Here is an 18,170-nt window from a genome sequence, read left to right as displayed (position 1 = left end):
TCCCGTCCCGGCTCCGCCGCCGGGGCCCCGCCCGAAGCCAACCCCGCCCAGCGGTGTGCCAGTGAAGGCAACCGGCGCGCAGTCGCTGGTCCGCTCCCTGGAGTCCGCAGGCTGCGAGGTCGTATTCGGGATTCCGGGCGGCACGATCCTTCCCTCCTACGATCCGCTGCTCGACTCCACGAAGGTCCGGCACGTGCTGGTCCGTCACGAGCAAGGGGCCGGCCACGCCGCGACCGGGTATGCCCAGGCGACCGGCAAGGTCGGGGTCTGCATGGCGACGTCGGGACCCGGTGCGACGAACCTCGTCACACCGCTGGCCGATGCGCAGATGGACTCGGTTCCGGTGGTGGCCATCACCGGCCAGCAGGCCACCGGTCTGATCGGAACGGATGCCTTCCAGGAAGCCGACATCTGCGGCATCACGCTGCCTGTCACGAAGCACAACTTCCTGGTCACCAAGGCCGAGGACATCCCCAGGGTGATCGCCGAGGCGTTCTACATCGCGGCCAGCGGTCGTCCGGGACCGGTGCTGGTGGACATCCCGAAGGACGTCCAGCAGGCGATGACCTCGTTCTCCTGGCCGCCGGAGATGAAGCTGCCAGGGTACCGGCCCACCAGCAAGCCGCACGGCAAGCAGGTTCGCGAAGCGGCCAAACTGATCACTTCCGCGCAGCGGCCGGTGCTGTACGTCGGTGGCGGTGTGCTCAAGGCGGAGGCGACCGCGGAGCTGCGGGCGCTGGCCGAGGCCACCGGAATCCCGGTGGTGACCACGCTGATGGCTCGCGGAGCCTTCCCGGACTCGCACGAGCTGCACCTCGGGATGCCCGGGATGCACGGCACGGTGTCGGCGGTCGCGGCGATGCAGCGTTCCGATCTGCTGATCACGCTCGGCGCGCGGTTCGACGATCGGGTCACCGGCCAGCTGTCGTCCTTCGCGCCAGAGGCAAAGATCATCCATGCCGACATTGACCCGGCGGAGATCTCCAAGAACCGCAACGCCGATGTGCCGATCGTGGGCGACTGCAAGGACGTCATCACAGAACTGTCCGAGGCCGTCGCCTCGGTCACGGAGGAGAACGGCACGCGGGACCTGACGGCGTGGTGGACCCAGCTCAGCGACTGGCGAGACCGCTTCCCGCTGGGCTACGACGAACCCGCCGACGGAACGCTCTCCCCGGAGTACGTCATCGAGCGGCTCGGCAAGATCGCGGGCTCGGACGCCGTCTACGCCGCCGGCGTCGGCCAGCACCAGATGTGGGCCGCGCAGTTCATCGGCTACGAGAACCCGCGCAGCTGGCTGAACTCGGGTGGCCTCGGCACGATGGGCTACGCCGTGCCCGCCGCGATGGGCGCCAAGGCCGGTGTTCCGGACACGACGGTGTGGGCCGTCGACGGGGACGGATGTTTCCAGATGACCAATCAGGAACTGGCGACCTGCGCCATCGAGGGACTGCCCATCAAGGTGGCGGTCATCAACAACGGCAACCTCGGTATGGTCCGTCAGTGGCAGAGCCTGTTCTACGCCGAGCGCTACTCACACAGTGACCTCGGCACCCACAAGCACCGCATCCCGGACTTCAAGCTGTTGAGCGAGTCCCTCGGCTGCGCGGGCCTGCGGTGCGAGTCCAAAGAGGACGTCGACAGCGTCATCCAGCGGGCGATGGAGATCAACGACCGACCCGTCGTGATCGATTTCGTGGTGGGCAAGGACGCACAGGTGTGGCCGATGGTGGCCGCGGGAACCGGCAACGACGAGATCATGGCGGCGCGCGGTATCCGCCCGCTGTTCGACGAGGACGAGGGGTGAGCGCGCCGATGAGTCGACACACGCTCAGCGTGCTGGTGGAGAACGTGCCGGGTGTGCTGGCCAGGGTTTCGGGGCTGTTCTCCCGGCGCAGCTTCAACATCGAGTCACTGGCGGTGGGTCCGACCGAGCATGCGGAGATCTCCCGAATGACGATCGTGGTCAACGTCGGGGAGCAACCGCTGGAACAGGTCACCAAGCAGCTCAACAAGCTCGTCAACGTGATCAAGATCGTCGAGTTGGAACCGGACGCGTCGGTGCAACGGGAACTCCTGCTGGTCAAGGTGCGGGCCGACTCGTCGGTGCGCAGCCAGGTCCTGGAGACCGTGCAGTTGTTCCGCGCCAAGGTCGTCGACGTCTCCCCGGAGGCGTTGACCGTCGAGGCCACCGGCGACCGCGACAAGCTCGACGCGCTGCTGCGCATGCTCGAGCCTTACGGTGTCCGGGAGATGGTGCAGTCCGGCACGATCGCCATCGGGCGCGGGCCGCGCTCCATCACCGCGACCGCCGTGCGCTGACCAGCAGACCGGTCGCCACTGGCCGGCCACCGCCACAGGGCCAATCGGACAAGTCCGCGAAAGGAATACGGGAATCAATCATGGCAAGTGAGATCTTCTACGACGCCGACGCAGACCTCGGCATCGTGCAGGGCCGCAAGGTCGCGGTCATCGGCTACGGCAGCCAGGGGCACGCGCACGCGCTGAGCCTGCGCGACTCCGGCGTGGACGTCCGGATCGGCCTGCCCGAGGGCTCCAAGTCTCGGGCCAAGGCCGAGGACGAGGGCCTGCGCGTCGTCACGCCGTCCGAGGCCTCGGCCGAAGCGGATCTGATCATGATTCTGGCGCCGGACACCAAGCAGCGTCAGATCTACGCCGACGACATCGCCCCGAACCTCAAGAGCGGTGACGCGCTGTTCTTCGGGCACGGGTTCAACATCCGTTACGGCCTCATCAAGCCGCCGTCCGATGTGGACGTCGCGATGGTCGCGCCGAAGGGACCGGGACACCTGGTTCGCCGCCAGTTCGTCGACGGCAAGGGCGTGCCGTGCCTGATCGCGATGGAGCAGGATGCCACCGGCAACGCCCAGGCGTTGGCGCTGGCCTACGCCGCGGGCATCGGCGGGGCGCGCGCGGGGGTTATCAAGACCACCTTCACCGAGGAGACCGAGACCGACCTGTTCGGTGAGCAGGCAGTGCTCTGCGGCGGTGCCAGCGCCCTCGTGCAGACCGGTTTCGAGGTGCTCGTGGAGGCCGGTTACCAGCCGGAGATCGCCTACTTCGAGGTGCTGCACGAGCTGAAGCTGATCGTGGACCTGATGTGGGAGGGCGGCATTGCCGGCCAGCGCTACTCCATCAGCGACACCGCCGAATACGGCGACCTCAGCCGCGGTCCGCGCGTGATCGACGCCCACGTCAAGGAGTCGATGCGCAAGATCCTGGCCGAGGTGCAGGACGGCACCTTCGCCAAGGAGTGGGTGGCCGAGGACGAGGCCGGGCGCCCGAACTTCAACAAGCTGCAGGACGCGGGCAACGCCCACCAGATCGAAGAGGTCGGGAAGAAGCTGCGCGGGCTGATGTCCTGGACCCAGAAGTGACGTCTCCGCTTTGAGGAGAACCCCGGCGGGCCGGTGACCCCGGCGCCCGCCGGTACCGAAAGGCCCGGCTGCCGCACAACGGTGAGCCGGGCCTTTCGCGCGAGAGCCGGGTGCTCGCCGAGGACCTCGTCGGCGAGAACCCGCCCGCAAGGATCTTTATGGCAAGGATCTTGATGGGAAGGTTCTCGCAGGCAAAACGGGCCGTGACCGGAGAGGCATATCGAACTACAGCGGGTGACGATAAGGTTGTGATCGTGAACGACGACAACACGGTCCCCGCGGTAACCGAACCCGCCGTAACCGACCCCGCGGTAACCGAGGCCGCGGTAACCGACGCCGGGGCGACCGATCCCGTTGTGACCGAACCCGCGGCGATGAACTCCGCGGCGACGAGTCCGGGGCCAACGGCTTCGGCCGGGGGAGACGGCCCGATCGACGACGGCCCGATCGCCGACGGCCCGATCGGAGACGGTCCGGTCGACGACAAGGCGCACATCCGGCACAGGCTCGACTTCGGCGACGCGGAGTGGATCACCAGTACGGAGGATGACGACGAGCCCGGTGTTGAGGTCGCGTTCGTCGACGGCTACATCGGAATGCGCAACGGCGCGGACCCGGACGGACCGGTGCTCGTGTTCACCCCAGAGGAGTGGGACGCGTTCGTGGAGGGGGCCAAGGACGGGGAGTTCGACGAGCCCTGACGCTCACCGGCGGCGGGGCGCGTGGATCAACTACAACGAACAAGCCCCCCAGCTCGCCGACGCCAAAACTGAGCAAGCCTGGCTTAGCGCTGGTTGGAATCCCCCGCCTTTAGGCGTTGGGAGGAAGTCAACTTTCCATCTTTCATCCTGAATTGAAACCGCCGTGATTTGACCACCAAAAAGGTCAATGACCTGCGACGAGTGGGTTTGCAATGTTACTTTCCCCGGTGGGGTCGCCAGAAGGCGTGAACTTGGGCTGCGTCACACCCTTGTGAACAGATTCTCAATCCGCCGTTAAACTCCGACTGTCCGGGCACAACGCCGTGCCCTGCTTCGACCGTGATCTCTCTTACTGGAGCGCGCCCGTGACCAACGCAAGCCGTCCCGTCGTCCTGATCGCCGAGAAGCTGGCCCCATCCGTGCTCGACGCCTTCGGAGACGAGGTCGAGATTCGCCACGTGGACGGCACAGACCGCCCGGCGCTGCTCGACGCCGTCGCCGACGCCGACGCGCTGCTGGTCCGCTCTGCGACCAAGGTCGACGCCGAGGTGTTCGCCGCGACAACCAAGCTGAAGGTGGTCGCCCGTGCCGGCGTCGGCCTGGACAACGTAGAGGTACCCGCCGCCACCGAGCGCGGCGTGATGGTCGTCAATGCGCCCACCTCGAACATCGTGTCCGCCGCCGAACATGCCATGGCCCTGTTGCTGGCCGTCGCCCGCAACATCGCCCCTGCCGACGCCAGCCTGCGGGCCGGCGAGTGGAAGCGCAGCTCCTACGGGGGTGTCGAGCTCAGCGGCAAGGTCGTCGGTGTGGTCGGCCTCGGCAAGATCGGCCAGCTCTTCGCTCAGCGGGTCGCCGCATTCGGTACTCACCTGATCGCCTACGACCCCTACGTGTCGGCCGCCCGTGCCGCGCAGCTCGGCATCGAGCTGGTCAGCCTCGAGGAGCTCCTCGGGCGGGCCGACGCGATCTCCATCCACCTGCCGAAGACCGCGGAGACGCTGGGTCTGATCGGTGCGGAGGAGCTCAAGAAGGCCAAGAAGGGCATGCTGGTCGTCAACGCCGCCCGCGGCGGACTGATCGATGAGGAAGCCCTGGCCGACTCGATCCGCAGCGGCCACATCGGTGGTGCGGGCATCGACGTCTACAAGTCGGAGCCGACCACCTCCAGCCCGTTGTTCGAGCTCGAGAACGTCACCGCCACCCCGCACCTGGGGGCTTCGACCGTGGAGGCCCAGGACCGCGCGGGAACCGATGTGGCGCGCTCCGCGCTGCTGGCGCTGCGCGGCGACTTCGTGCCGGACGCGGTGAACGTCCAGGGTGGTGCGGTCGGTGAGGAAGTCCGCCCGTACCTGCCGTTGACCCAGAAGCTGGGCCAGCTGCTGTCTGCTCTGCTGGGGGCCACCCCGACGTCGGTGACCGTCGAGGCGCGCGGCGAGCTCGCGGGCGAGGACGTTTCGGTGCTGCAGCTCGCGGCGCTGCGCGGAGTCTTCTCCGGCGCGGTGGAGAGCCAGGTCACCTTCGTCAACGCGCCCCAGCTGGCCGAGGACCTCGGGGTCAACGTCGAGGTGGAAACCTCCCCGGAGAGCCCGAACCACCGCAGCGTCGTCCGGGTTCGCGCAGGGCTCGGGGACGGCCGTTACGCCGTCGTCTCGGGTGCGCTGTCCGGTTCGAACGAGGTGGAGAAGCTCGTCGAGGTCAACGGTAGGCACTTCGACCTGCGAGCCGAGGGCAACGTGCTGCTGCTCGAGTACCCGGACCGTCCCGGCGTGATGGGCAAGGTCGGCACGCTGCTCGGCGAGGTCGGGGTCAACATCGAGGCCGCGACGGTCAGCCAGACCACCGAGGGCGGCGACGCGATCATGCTGCTTCGGGTGGACCGCCCGGTCGAGACGGGCGTGCTGGAACCGATCGGGGCCGCCGTGGGCGCCAGGATCGTCCGGACCGTCACTTTCGAGTGAGCTCTGCCGCGAGTCGAAGGCCGCGGGATACACCGACATCGACAGTCGCCGGGCTGTGGTGAGCGCAAGGGCCGTCACGATGCGTTCGTGGCGGCCCTTGCGCTGTTTTGGGGAATACTTGCGGAAGTGGTTGCACCGAGTGGATGATCCCTCCGGTCTGACCGTCCGTTTCGGAGATCTTCGCGAATTCCCACGTACGTGTGTCCCGCTAAGCGGGACACATCAACCACTTGGTGGGTCCGGCGTGCTGGTGCCGAGAGCCTGGGCGGTAACCTTCGGCGCAATGGCTTCGAGCCCCGGCCGGGTCGGGGTGGTACTCGGGAGGTGTGTACATGCGGCTCGCTGTGATCCCAGGTGACGGGATTGGGCCGGAGGTAGTGGCCGAGGCGCTCAAGGTCCTCGGTGAGGTCGTTCCCGATACCGAGATCACCCGCTACGACCTGGGAGCCGCTCGCTGGCACGCGACCGGGGAGCTCCTGCCCGAGTCCGTGCTGGGTGAACTGCGGCAGCACGACGCGATCCTGCTCGGCGCGGTCGGAGATCCGTCGGTCCCCAGCGGAATTCTCGAACGCGGCCTCCTGCTGCGACTGAGGTTCGAACTGGACCACCACGTCAACCTCCGCCCCGGCCGGTTGTACCCGGGCGTGAAGAGCCCGATCAGCGACCCGGGCGAGATCGACATGGTGGTCGTGCGCGAAGGCACCGAAGGGCCGTACGCGGGCAACGGTGGTCTGCTGCGCAAGGACACCCCGCAGGAGATCGCCACCGAGGTGAGCCTGAACACCGCGTTCGGTGTCGAGCGGGTGGTCCGGGACGCGTTCGCGCGTGCGGCTTCGCGCCCGCGCAAGCACCTCACGCTGGTGCACAAGACCAACGTGCTCACCCACGCGGGCTCGTTGTGGTCCCGCGTGGTCGAGGAGATCTCGCTGGAGTACCCGGACGTGACGGTCGCCTACCAGCACGTCGACGCGGCTACCATCCACATGGTCACCGACCCGGGCCGGTTCGACGTGGTGGTCACCGACAACCTGTTCGGCGACATCATCACCGACATCACGGCCGCGATCACCGGCGGTATCGGACTGGCCGCCAGCGGGAACATCGACGCGACCCGCCGCAATCCGAGCATGTTCGAACCGGTGCACGGCAGTGCACCGGACATCGCCGGTCAGGCAGCGGCGGACCCGACGGCGGCGGTGCTGTCGGTGGCGCTGTTGCTCGACCACATCGGCCAGAGCGAAGCCGCCCGCCGTGTCGAGGCTTCGGTGGCCTTCGACCTGGCGACCCGGGATCACGCGGCGCCGGGTGCGACGTTCGCCATCGGTGACCGGCTGGCCGCGCTGGTTTCCTCGCACGAGGTCGCCCAGCAGGCCTAGAACGCAGCGGCGTAGATCGCTGCTGACGCCGGCACGCACCAGGGCGCCAGCACGCAGCGGAACCAGTGGGGCGTCCACACCAGTCGGTGTGGACGCCCCACTGCTGTGCGGGAACCGATCTTTCCGGGAACGTCCGCGGGGCCGGGGTCACCTTGTCCGGCCGTGGTCCGCATGGTGGGAATCCTGGCCCAGGTGGTGAAGCCGTATCGGGTTGTGGCAGCATACGAATGTGGCTTGCTTCTGCGTGACCATTATTCGTTCGCGCGCCGGGTGAATCTCCGCACCCCCGGCGCGCAGACCTCTCGCATCCGCGGGGGGTCTTTTTTGTGCTCGCAGAACCCCGCATGAGGCAACCACCATCTTCGATCCCAAGCCGACGGGAGAAACCAGTGACTCGCACCACCCCGGCAGGAACACCTCTGGGCGATGACTTCCACGTCTACGACACGACGCTGCGGGACGGCGCCCAACGAGAGGGCATTTCCTACTCGGTCACCGACAAGATCGCGGTGGCGAAGTTGCTGGACGGGCTCGGGGTCGGCTTCATCGAAGGCGGCTGGCCGGGGGCGCTGCCGAAGGACACCGAGTTCTTCCACCACGCGGCCGAGGGCGAACTCGAACTCCGGCACGCCGCGCTGGTCGCCTTCGGCGCGACCCGGCGGGCGGGCACGCTCGCGCACGAAGACCAGCAGGTTCGGGCGCTGCTCGACTCCCAGGCGCCAGTGGTGACCCTGGTGGCCAAATCGGACCGCAGGCACATCGAACGCGCACTGCGCACCGATGTGGACGAGAACTGCGCGATGGTTGCCGACACCGTCCGCTTCCTGGTCGGCGAAGGCCGCCGGGTTTTCCTGGACGCGGAGCACTTCTTCGACGGCTACGCGTACGATCCGGACACCGCGTTGCGCGTGCTCGACGCCGCCGCCGGGGCCGGCGCGGACGTGGTGACGTTGTGCGACACCAACGGCGGCCAACTGCCGACGCAACTGGCCGGCACGGTTCGGGAAGTGATCGACCGCACCGGTTTCCGCGTCGGGATCCACTGCCAGGACGACACCGGGTGCGCGGTCGCCAACACCGTCGCCGCCACGCAGGCCGGTGCGAGCCACGTCCAGTGCACCGCCAACGGATACGGGGAACGCGCGGGCAACGCGGACCTGTTCACGGTCGTGGGCAACCTCGCGACCAAGCTGGACATGCCGGTGCTGCCGGACGGCAAACTGGACGAACTCACCCGCACGTCGCACGCACTGGCCGAGATCGCGAACCTCGCTCCGGACACCCACCAGGCCTACGTCGGCACGTCGACCTTCGCGCACAAGGCCGGGCTGCACGCCAGCGCGATCAAAGTGGACCCCGAGCTGTACAACCACATCGACCCGGCCACGGTCGGGAACGGGATGCGGGTGCTGGTCACCGAAATGGCGGGCCGGGCCAGCCTGGAGCTCAAGGGCACGGAGCTGGGCGTGGACCTCTCCCGGAGCCCCGAAGCCGTGACCGGCGCCGTGCGCCGCGTCAAGGAACTCGAAGCCCGCGGTTGGTCGTTCGAGGCCGCGGATGCGTCGCTCGAACTGCTGCTTCGGCGCGAGATCGCGGCAGCCGAGGACGGCGACACCGACGCCCACGGCGCGCCGTTCGAGCTGGAGTCCTACCGGGTGCTGCTGGATCACCGGCCGGACGGAACGGTCGTCTCCGAAGCGACGGTCAAGATCTACGTCGGCGGTGAGCGGGTGATCGCCACGGCGGAGGGCAACGGACCGGTCAACGCCCTCGACGCGGCCCTGCGGGAGGCGCTGGTGCCGAGTCTGCCGTGGCTGGACGAGGTCGAGCTGGTCGACTACAAGGTGCGCATCCTCACCGACGCCTCGGGCACCGACGCCGTCACCCGCGTCCTGGTGGAGTCCCGGGACGAGCAGGAAGAGTGGACGACCGTCGGAGTTCACGGCAGCATCGTGCAGGCGAGCTGGCTGGCGCTGTGCGATGCGCTCGCGTTCAAGGCGTCCCGTCGCACAGCCGTGCTCGCCGGTTGACGAACCCGGCCGGGCGGGCCGGTTAGGCTGGTGCACCGTCCACACTCGATGAATGCCGGATCCTGGAGGTCTTGCTTTGCGCCTGGCCCGCGTTGCCCACCACGAGGGCGTCTCGTTCGTCGCGCTGGAACCCGATCCGGCCGCACCTCGGGAGAAGGTGCTCGCGATCGAGATCGACCAGCACCCCTTCGGCGAGCCGACGTTCACCGGCCGGAAGTGGCCGATGGCCGATGTTCGGCTGCTCGCGCCGATCCTGCCGAGCAAGGTGATCTGCGTCGGAAAGAACTATGCCGACCACGCCCGGGAGATGGGCGGGGAACCACCGGAGACCCCGGTGATCTTCATGAAGCCCTCCACTGCGGTGACGGGGCCGAACGTGCCGATCAAGTTGCCGGACAACTCCGAGCAGGTCGATTTCGAGGGCGAACTCGCCGCCGTCATCGGGCAGCCCTGCAAGGACGTCCCCGAGGCCCGCGGCACGGAGGTGCTGCTCGGCTACACGATCGCCAACGACGTCACCGCTCGGGACCAGCAGAAGGTGGACGGGCAGTGGACCCGCGCCAAGGGGTACGACACGTTCTGCCCGCTCGGGCCGTGGATCGACACCGAGGTCGACCCGGCGGACCTCGGAATTCGCACCGAACTCGACGGTGAGCTCAAGCAGGAGTCGCGCACCGGGCTGCTGATGCACGACGTGTCGGCGCTGGTCGCGTGGGTTTCGCGGATCATGACCCTGCTGCCCGGCGATGTCATCCTCACCGGTACGCCTGCCGGTGTCGGGCCGATGCAGGACGGGCAGAAGGTCTCGGTATCCATCGACAACCTGGGAACGCTGACGAACCCGGTGCAGCAGCGCTGACGAACCGCCCCCGGGCACGCCGGGGAGCGGTGCGCGGTGCCGGTGATGAAGACCGGGACCGCGCACCGTTGCGCGGTCGTGCCTCAGCGCAATGCGGTCGCGGGCGGACGTTCGCGCAGTGCGCCGTAGGCCAGCAGGTAGGCCGGGATCATCCGCAACCACGGGACGTTCGTCAGCAGCCGCAGCGGCAGGGGCACGCGTGGCCCCGCGAAGTCGATCTCACCGCGCAGCGCGGGCCCGATGACGTTGTCGTGCACGACGCGCTGCAGTCGCTGGACCAGCACGGTGGTCAGCCACCGCCGCCGTTGGACGGCGACCACGTGCCTGCGTCGAAGGCGCCGTTCGCGCAGCGGATCGGCGAGGTGGCGCGCGGCCGCCACGGCGTCCTGCACGGCGAGGTTGATCCCGACACCACCCACCGGCGACATCGCGTGCGCGGCGTCGCCGATGCACAGCAACCCCGGGACGTGCCACTTGTGCAGCCGGTCCAGCGTGACGTGCAGCAGTTTTACGTCGTCCCACGAAGGCACGAGTTCGCGTCCGTCGTCGAACCACGGCAGGTTTCGGGCCAGTGTCCGGTTGAACTCCTCGATCGGCTCGGCCCGGTTCTCGGCGTCGGTCCCCTTGGCGATGATCGAAGCGACCTGGAAGTAGTCGCCCCGGTCGAGCAAGGCGTAGAAACTCCGATCCTTGATCAGCCCGATGCCCCCTGCCGGGTCCTCGGGACGACGCGGGATCTTGAACCAGCGCGCGTCCATCGGGGTGGGGAAGTCCTGCAGCCCGAGTTCGGGGAGATCGCGGACGAGGGAACTGCGCCCGTCGCAGGCGACGGTGATGTCGGCACGGATCTGGCCGGTGACACCGTCGCTGGTGCGGTAGTGCACTCCGTTGACCCGGCCGCCTTCGCGGACCAGTCCGATCACCTCGGTGTTCATCCGGAGTTCGAAGGTGGGTTCCTGTTTGCTCTCGTCGGCGAGCAGGTCGAGGAAGTCCCATTGCGGGACCATCGCGATGTAGTTGTGCTTGATCGGCAGTGACCGGAAGTCGCCGAGCGTGAGGAATTCCCCGCTTTCCCCGAGCGGTACCCGTACCTCCTCGAGCCTGCGCTGCGGCAGTTCGGCGAACCGTTCGGAGAGTCCGAGCTCGTCGAGCAGTCGCAGGGTGGTCGGGTGGACCGTGTCGCCCCGGAAGTCGCGGAGGAAGTCGCCGTGCTTTTCGAGCACGGTCACTCGGACGCCGCTCCGGGCCAGTAGTAGCCCCAGCACCATTCCGGCCGGTCCGCCGCCGATGATGCAGCACGTGGTTCGCTCCATTGCGATCACTCCCCAGTTCGTCCGCCGGTCTTGCGGAGTCGGGTGGTTCGTCGAACGTGCTTGCGATTATTCAACGCGCGTTGAATAACTACCAGAATGCCTCGTCGGGACGTACTGGTCAACGCCCGGAGACCGCTCGGATACGCTTGACGTGCTATGAGCACGCCAGATGTCACCTCCGCCACCGAAACCCGCCAGGTCCGAGCCCGGTTCTGCCCTTCGCCGACCGGGATTCCGCACGTGGGCCTGATCCGGACCGCCCTGTACAACTGGGTTTTCGCCCGCCACCACCACGGCAAGTTGGTCTTCCGAGTGGAGGACACCGACGCGAGCCGGGACAGCGAGGAGTCCTACCAGGCGCTCCTGGACGCGCTGCGCTGGCTCGGGCTGGACTGGGACGAAGGCCCGGGAATGGGAGGTGACTACGGGCCTTACCGGCAGAGCGAACGTCGCGACATCTACACCGACATCGCGCGCAGGCTGCTCGAAGCCGGTGAGCTCTACGAAGCCTTCTCCACCGGAGAAGAGGTCGAGGCCCGGCACAAGGCGGCCGGACGCGACCCCAAGCTCGGCTACGACAACGCCGACCGGAACCTCACCGACGAACAGCGGGAGGCCTTCCGCGCGGAAGGGCGCGCTCCCGTGCTGCGGCTTCGGATGCCCGATCGGGACATCACCTTCACCGACCTCGTGCGCGGTGAGATCACGTTCCCCGCGGGAAGCATTCCCGACCCCGTGCTCGTGCGCGGCAGCGGTGACGCGCTCTACACGCTGACCAATCCGGTGGACGACGCGCTCATGCGCATCACGCACGTCCTGCGCGGGGAGGACCTGCTCTCGTCCACGCCCCGGCAGATCGCGCTCTACGAGGCGCTGCAGCGCATCGGGGTGACGGACTTCACGCCGGAGTTCGGTCACCTCCCCTTCGTCATGGGGGAGGGCAACAAGAAGCTCTCGAAGCGCGATCCCTCGTCGAACCTGTTCCACCATCGCGACCGGGGTTTCCTGCCGGAGGGGCTGCTGAACTACCTGGCGCTGCTGGGCTGGTCCATCTCCGAGGATCGCGATGTGTTCACCCTCGACGAGATGGTCGAAGCGTTCGACATCGGCCGGGTCAGCGCGAACCCGGCGCGGTTCGACCAGAAGAAGGCGGACGCGATCAACTCCGCGCACCTTCGCGCGCTGGCGCCCGATGACTTCGTCGACCGCGTGGTGCCGTATCTCGTCGAGGGCGGTGTGCTGCCTGCGGAGCCCTCCGACGAGCAGCTCTCCGTGGTGCGGGCGGCCGCTCCGCTGGTCCAGGAGCGGTTGATCGTCCTGTCGGACGCGGTGGGGATGATGAGCTTCCTGTTCGCCGGCGACGGTTTCGCCCCCGAGCAGTCCTCTGCGGACAAGGCGCTGGGGGAGGACGCGCGCCCGGTACTGGAGGCGGCCATCGCGTCACTCGAAGCGCTGCCGGAATGGCGCACGGATGCGATCGAGAGCGCGCTCAAGGAATCCGTCGTGGAGGGCTTGGGGATCAAGCCCCGCAAGGCGTTCGCGCCCGTCCGAGTCGCGGTCACGGGTCGCACGGTGTCGCCGCCGCTGTACGAGTCGATGGAACTGCTGGGGCGCGAGGTTTCGCTGCGTCGCATGCGCAACGCGTTGAACTGAGGACTGACCGCCTCGGTGGCCGCCACGGCGATCGGGTGTGGCCAATCGGATCGGACAGCCGGGTATCGCGGGTTGATACCCGGCTGTTCGTGTTTGTCCGGAAAAGTGCTTTCGAAACGTGGCGGCTGACACCGCGCAATCCCAACCGGATCTCTTCATGCAGGTGAGCACGTGTACGGCGAGGTCGTTCTCACCAGGGCAGCGGCGGAGAGCGCAGTCGGCCGCGATTTTGGGACGAGTTCTAAACCGTGTCAGGTACACAAGTGTCACCGCCTTGGGCGAGTCGTACGCATGGGGTGAACGCCTAGCCTCTCGGAGTGACATCCGCGCTTGAAGTTTCGACATCGCACGACCTTGGAAAGATCAAAGCCGTCTGCCTGGACGTCGACGACACGTTGATGGACAACGCGAGTTCGTCGAGAGCCGGCCTCAGAGCATTGATCGGAAACGATGCGGCCTGGCCGGTGTGGCGGTCCACGACGGAGGAGTACTACGCGCGGTTCGTCGCCGGTGAGATCGACTTCGACGTCATGTGCACCCAGCGAACCCGCGCCTTCTTCGCCGCTTTCGGTGAGCGCCTCAGCGATGAGCAGGCGGCTGACCGCGAACGGTTCCGGATGGCCGCGATGCAGCGCGCCTGGCAGCTGTTCGACGACGCGCTGCCGTGTCTGGAGTGGCTTCGGGGCGTCGGATTGCGATTGGCGGTCATCACCAACGCGCCGAGTTCCTACCAGCGCGAGAAGATCTCCTCGGTGGGGCTCGCCGGCATGTTCGACTCGCTGGTCATCTCCGGTGAGCACGGAGTGGCCAAACCGGACACTCGGATCTTCGATCTCGCCTGCGGGGAACTGGGGCTGAGCCAGGACGAGGTGGTGCACGTCGGCGACCGGTTGGACACCGACGCGGAAGGGGCCCTGCGGGCAGGGATGCGCGGTGTGTGGCTCAACCGGGACCGGGAGGCCCAGACGGCCCCCGAAGGCGTCTCGGTCATCGAGAGCCTCGATGAGCTGCCGGAACTGCTCGTGTGTGACCTGCCGGGCGTCCCACTCGCCCCGGGGGACTGGTTCGCAGACGAACGAGATCCGCTGCAGGCGTGCGTTCGCTGATCGACGTCCGCTGACCGCACTCGCCGACTTGGTCGCCCCGTGGGTCGCATTGCCGCTTTCACCTGCTGGTTCACCCCGAATGGGGGGGTGTTTCAACGGGCTCACGGGGCATGGTCTAGTATTTTCATTACCGACGACGGACAGCGGTTCGCAAGATTCGGAGTTCGAGAGAATCCGGGTAGCGGACGGCTGGCCGTCAAAGCGGTGGGGTATGGTGTAATCGGCAGCACGGCTGATTCTGGTTCAGTTAGTCTAGGTTCGAGTCCTGGTACCCCAGCGAGAGGATTCACAAGGCGATCTCAGCATTGTGGATCTCTCAGTCCTGGCCCCGTCGTCTAGCGGCCTAGGACGCCGCCCTCTCAAGGCGGTAGCGCGGGTTCAAATCCCGTCGGGGCTACGCGAACAAATCCGGCACGTGCAGCAGGCACGTGCCGGATTTGTTTTGTCTGATGGGTTCATCCGCGTCTGGCCATCCCGGCTGGTTCGGTCCCGGCTGGTTCGGTTCCGGCTGGTGCCCCCGGAGGCGAGGTGTCGGTTGCTGGACCTGTCCCGAACTCCGTTCATTCCCGAAAGGGGCTCCGATAATCGCTGGTGTTCGGTGCTTTGTCGGCCGATACCCGGGGTGGTGTTCGGAGTGTCTTTCGGGTGATGTAGAGTTTCGGTCGTTGGCGAGGTCCCGTCGTCTAGAGGTTAGGACGCCGCCCTCTCAAGGCGGTAACGCGGGTTCGAATCCCGTCGGGACTACATATGGGCGAGGCCGGTGCGGTGAATCCGCACCGGCCTCGTTCGTTTTCGCCGCTCGATCAGAGACGATTCTGCAGTCCGTCGGCGGCGGCGAGCAGGTCGGCGGCCCATCGTGCTCCTGGGCGGCGGCCGATCCGGTCGATGGGGCCGGAGACCGATATGGCCGCGACGACGTTGCCGCCCGTGTCCCGCACCGGAGCCGAAACGCTGGAGACCCCGGATTCGCGCTCGGCGATGCTCTGCGCCCATCCGCGCCGCCGGACCTCCATCAGCGTGCGTTCGCCGTAGACGGCCTCGGACAGGACCGTGCGTTGGGTCGCCGGGTCGGCCCACGCGGCCAGTACCTTCGCGCCGGACCCGGCGTGCATCGGCAGTGAGGTGCCGACCGGAACCGTGTCCCGTAGGCCGGAGGGTGGTTCGGCGGTGGCGATGCACAGCCGGTGAGCGCCGTCCCGCCGGTACAGTTGGACGCTCTCACCGGTGATGTCCCGGAGTTTGGGCAGTACTGTCGACGCTGCCTCCAGGAGCGGGTCTACGGCACCGCCGGAAAGCTCCGCCAGGGCCGAACCGGGGCGCCAGTGACCGTCGGAGCCGCGACGCAGCAGGCGGTGCACCTCCAGGCCGACCGCGAGGCGATGTGCGGTTGCCCTGGGCAGCCCGGTCCGGCTGCACAGTTCGGCGAGGCCGCACGGCTCCTCGGATACGGCCCACAACACGGCCACTGCCTTGTCCAATACTCCGATACCGCTATGCTGTCCCACGTAGCGATACTAGCTTCCCGGAATCTGGGAAGTCCACTCTTTGAGACGTGACTCGGGCAACGGGTCACCACAGTTCGGACGGGGAGGAGCGATGGGCAAAACGCTCGCGGAGAAGGTCTGGGACGCCCACATCGTGCGTCGTGGCGAGGGGCACGAGCCCGACCTGCTCTACATCGACCTCCATCTCGTGCACGAAGTCACCAGTCCGCAGGCGTTCGAAGGGCTGCGACTGGCGAACCGCGAGGTTCGCCGTCCTGATCTGACGCTGGCCACCGAAGACCACAACGTCCCCACCACCGGAGTCGATCTGCCGATCGTCGATCCGGTGTCGAGGACTCAGGTGGAGACTTTGCGGCGCAACTGCGAAGAGTTCGGCATCCGCCTGCATCCGATGGGCGACGCGGAACAGGGCATCGTGCACGTGGTGGGGCCACAGCTGGGGCTGACCCAGCCCGGCACGACGGTGGTGTGCGGCGACAGCCACACGTCCACGCACGGTGCGTTCGGCGCGCTGGCCTTCGGGATCGGCACTTCGGAAGTCGAGCACGTGCTGGCGACGCAGACGCTTCCGCTGCGCCCGTTCAAGACGATGGCCGTCAACATCGAGGGAACGCTGCGTCCCGGAGTGACGAGCAAGGACGTGATCCTCGCGGTCATCGCAAAGATCGGGACCGGCGGCGGGCAGGGTTACGTCCTGGAGTACCGGGGCGAGGCCGTCCGGCAGATGTCGATGGAAGCGCGCATGACTATGTGCAACATGTCGATCGAAGCGGGCGCCAGGGCCGGAATGATCGCGCCGGACGCGACCACGTTCGACTACATCGAGGGCCGTCCGCACGCCCCGCAGGGCGCGGATTGGGACGCGGCCAAGGCGGATTGGGCGGCGTTGCACACCGACGAGGACGCCGCGTTCGACGTCGAGGTCACGCTCAACGCCGACGAATTGACCCCGTTCGTCACCTGGGGCACCAACCCCGGTCAGGGTTTGCCGCTCGGCGAGCGGATTCCGGACCCGGAACTGATCGCCGACGAGTCCGAACGGTTCGCCGTCGAGAAGTCGCTGTCCTACATGGGCCTGGAAGCGGGCATGCCGCTGCGTGAGGTCTCCGTGGACACGGTCTTCCTCGGATCCTGCACGAATGGCCGGATCGAAGATCTCCGAGCCGCAGCGGCGATCGTGGAGGGTCGCAAGGTGGCCGCGGACACCCGAATGCTGGTGGTTCCGGGCTCGATGAAGGTCCGGTTGCAGGCCGAGTCCGAGGGGCTCGACCGGGTTTTCGCCGACGCGGGCGCGGAATGGCGTTCGGCGGGGTGTTCGATGTGCCTCGGGATGAACCCGGACCAGTTGGCCCCCGGCGAACGCAGCGCCTCGACGTCGAACCGGAATTTCGAGGGCAGGCAGGGCAAGGGTGGCCGTACGCACCTGGTATCGCCACTGGTGGCGGCCGCGACGGCGGTGCGCGGAACGCTGGCCTCGCCCGAAGACCTGGACTGACCGACCACGAACGCAGGAGCAGTAACGATGGAACCGTTCAAGACGCACACCGGGGTCGGCGTCCCACTGCGCCGGTCCAACGTGGACACCGACCAGATCATCCCGGCCGTCTACCTCAAGCGGGTGTCGCGTACCGGGTTCGAGGACGCCCTGTTCGCCGCCTGGCGCGGTGACGAGGATTTCGTGCTCAACTCGGAGCCATTCCGCAACGGCAGCGTTCTGGTGGCCGGTCCCGACTTCGGAACCGGGTCATCCCGGGAGCACGCCGTATGGGCACTCAAGGACTATGGCTTCCGTGTGGTCATCTCCTCCCGGTTCGCCGACATCTTCCGCGGCAATTCGGGAAAGCAGGGGTTGCTGGCGGCCCAGTGCGAGCAGTCCGATGTGGAACTGCTCTGGAAAGTACTGGAGAGCGAGCCGGGGACTTCGGTTACCGTTGATCTGGAGCAACTAACGGTGCACGCGAAGGACCTCACCGTGCCCTTCGAGATCGACGAGTACACCCGTTGGCGGTTGCTCGAAGGCCTTGACGACATCGCGTTGACGCTTCGTCAGGTCGAGACGATCGACACTTTTGAAAAAACCCGGCCGAGCTTCAAACCGGCCACGCTGCCCGCTCGCGCGGACTGACCGATGGACTCCCGGCGGGCGCGTTTTTCCTGAAGCGATGGGAAAAGCGCGTCCGCTGGAAGACAACTGAACAGTCGATCGCGGCGCTCTCCCGAAGCCCCGAACAGGACCGATTAGCCCACGCCCCAACGAAAAAATGAGGC

The 18,170-nt window shown here is 67.3% G+C and carries 14 protein-coding genes and 3 tRNA genes; 15 read left to right on the top strand and 2 right to left on the bottom strand.

Annotated features, from left to right (window positions below):
• Nucleotides 1–61 precede the first annotated feature (61 nt).
• The 8 genes from ACYVAN_RS01770 (at nucleotide 62) to ACYVAN_RS01735 (ending at nucleotide 10,325) form a co-directional block, all read left to right on the top strand.
• On the top strand, nucleotides 62–1,807 hold the full coding sequence (locus tag ACYVAN_RS01770; protein ID WP_460954850.1) for an acetolactate synthase large subunit: 1,746 nt from the start codon (nucleotides 62–64) through the stop codon (nucleotides 1,805–1,807).
• An 8-nt stretch (nucleotides 1,808–1,815) separates the two neighbouring features.
• On the top strand, nucleotides 1,816–2,322 hold the full coding sequence (ilvN, locus tag ACYVAN_RS01765) for an acetolactate synthase small subunit (protein WP_460954848.1): 507 nt from the start codon (nucleotides 1,816–1,818) through the stop codon (nucleotides 2,320–2,322).
• An 80-nt stretch (nucleotides 2,323–2,402) separates the two neighbouring features.
• A complete protein-coding gene (gene ilvC / locus ACYVAN_RS01760; protein WP_460954846.1) occupies nucleotides 2,403–3,398 on the top strand; it encodes a ketol-acid reductoisomerase in 996 nt (331 codons plus the stop codon).
• Between the two features lie 254 nt (nucleotides 3,399–3,652).
• Nucleotides 3,653–4,099: a DUF397 domain-containing protein gene (locus tag ACYVAN_RS01755; RefSeq protein WP_460954844.1), complete on the top strand. Its 447-nt coding sequence runs from the start codon at nucleotides 3,653–3,655 to the stop codon at nucleotides 4,097–4,099.
• Between the two features lie 365 nt (nucleotides 4,100–4,464).
• A complete protein-coding gene (serA, locus tag ACYVAN_RS01750; RefSeq protein ID WP_460954842.1) occupies nucleotides 4,465–6,060 on the top strand; it encodes a phosphoglycerate dehydrogenase in 1,596 nt (531 codons plus the stop codon).
• A gap of 332 nt (nucleotides 6,061–6,392) precedes the next feature.
• Entirely contained in the window at nucleotides 6,393–7,436 is a 1,044-nt protein-coding gene (locus ACYVAN_RS01745; protein ID WP_460954840.1) for a 3-isopropylmalate dehydrogenase, read from the top strand.
• Nucleotides 7,437–7,825: 389 nt separating this feature from the next.
• On the top strand, nucleotides 7,826–9,466 hold the full coding sequence (cimA, locus tag ACYVAN_RS01740) for a citramalate synthase (protein WP_460954838.1): 1,641 nt from the start codon (nucleotides 7,826–7,828) through the stop codon (nucleotides 9,464–9,466).
• Between the two features lie 52 nt (nucleotides 9,467–9,518).
• Nucleotides 9,519–10,325, top strand: a complete 807-nt coding sequence (locus tag ACYVAN_RS01735; RefSeq protein WP_460954836.1) for a fumarylacetoacetate hydrolase family protein — start codon at nucleotides 9,519–9,521, stop codon at nucleotides 10,323–10,325.
• A gap of 83 nt (nucleotides 10,326–10,408) precedes the next feature.
• On the opposite strand, the gene ACYVAN_RS01730 is transcribed toward ACYVAN_RS01735, so the two are convergent.
• On the bottom strand, nucleotides 10,409–11,638 hold the full coding sequence (locus ACYVAN_RS01730; protein ID WP_460954834.1) for an FAD-dependent oxidoreductase: 1,230 nt from the start codon (nucleotides 11,636–11,638) through the stop codon (nucleotides 10,409–10,411).
• A 156-nt stretch (nucleotides 11,639–11,794) separates the two neighbouring features.
• On the opposite strand from ACYVAN_RS01730, the gene gltX reads away from it, so the two are divergent.
• From gltX to ACYVAN_RS01705, 5 genes are all read left to right on the top strand, one after another.
• The gene (gene gltX, locus ACYVAN_RS01725; RefSeq protein ID WP_460954832.1) at nucleotides 11,795–13,291 is read left to right on the top strand and encodes a glutamate--tRNA ligase; all 1,497 of its coding nucleotides are present in this window, start codon (nucleotides 11,795–11,797) and stop codon (nucleotides 13,289–13,291) included.
• Between the two features lie 317 nt (nucleotides 13,292–13,608).
• Nucleotides 13,609–14,397, top strand: coding sequence for an HAD family hydrolase (locus tag ACYVAN_RS01720; protein WP_460954830.1), 789 nt, complete (start codon nucleotides 13,609–13,611; stop codon nucleotides 14,395–14,397).
• A gap of 205 nt (nucleotides 14,398–14,602) precedes the next feature.
• Nucleotides 14,603–14,674 (top strand) — tRNA-Gln (locus ACYVAN_RS01715).
• Between the two features lie 47 nt (nucleotides 14,675–14,721).
• Nucleotides 14,722–14,794: transfer RNA gene (locus tag ACYVAN_RS01710), tRNA-Glu, on the top strand.
• Nucleotides 14,795–15,069: 275 nt separating this feature from the next.
• Nucleotides 15,070–15,141, top strand: a tRNA-Glu gene (locus tag ACYVAN_RS01705).
• Nucleotides 15,142–15,200: 59 nt separating this feature from the next.
• Here ACYVAN_RS01705 and ACYVAN_RS01700 read toward each other — a convergent pair.
• Nucleotides 15,201–15,902 (bottom strand): IclR family transcriptional regulator, encoded by a 702-nt coding sequence (locus ACYVAN_RS01700; RefSeq protein WP_460954828.1) that lies wholly within the window; start codon nucleotides 15,900–15,902, stop codon nucleotides 15,201–15,203.
• Between the two features lie 91 nt (nucleotides 15,903–15,993).
• Between ACYVAN_RS01700 and leuC the strand changes: the two genes are divergently transcribed.
• Together leuC and leuD are read left to right on the top strand one after the other, a co-directional pair.
• A complete protein-coding gene (gene leuC / locus ACYVAN_RS01695) occupies nucleotides 15,994–17,397 on the top strand; it encodes a 3-isopropylmalate dehydratase large subunit (RefSeq protein ID WP_460954826.1) in 1,404 nt (467 codons plus the stop codon).
• A 27-nt stretch (nucleotides 17,398–17,424) separates the two neighbouring features.
• Nucleotides 17,425–18,027: a 3-isopropylmalate dehydratase small subunit gene (gene leuD, locus ACYVAN_RS01690; protein ID WP_460954824.1), complete on the top strand. Its 603-nt coding sequence runs from the start codon at nucleotides 17,425–17,427 to the stop codon at nucleotides 18,025–18,027.
• Nucleotides 18,028–18,170: the final 143 nt, after the last annotated feature.

Source organism: Parasphingorhabdus pacifica (assembly GCF_054779195.1).
The sequence above is the reverse complement of the archived record's forward strand: the minus strand, read 5'-3'. Positions and strand labels throughout refer to the sequence as shown.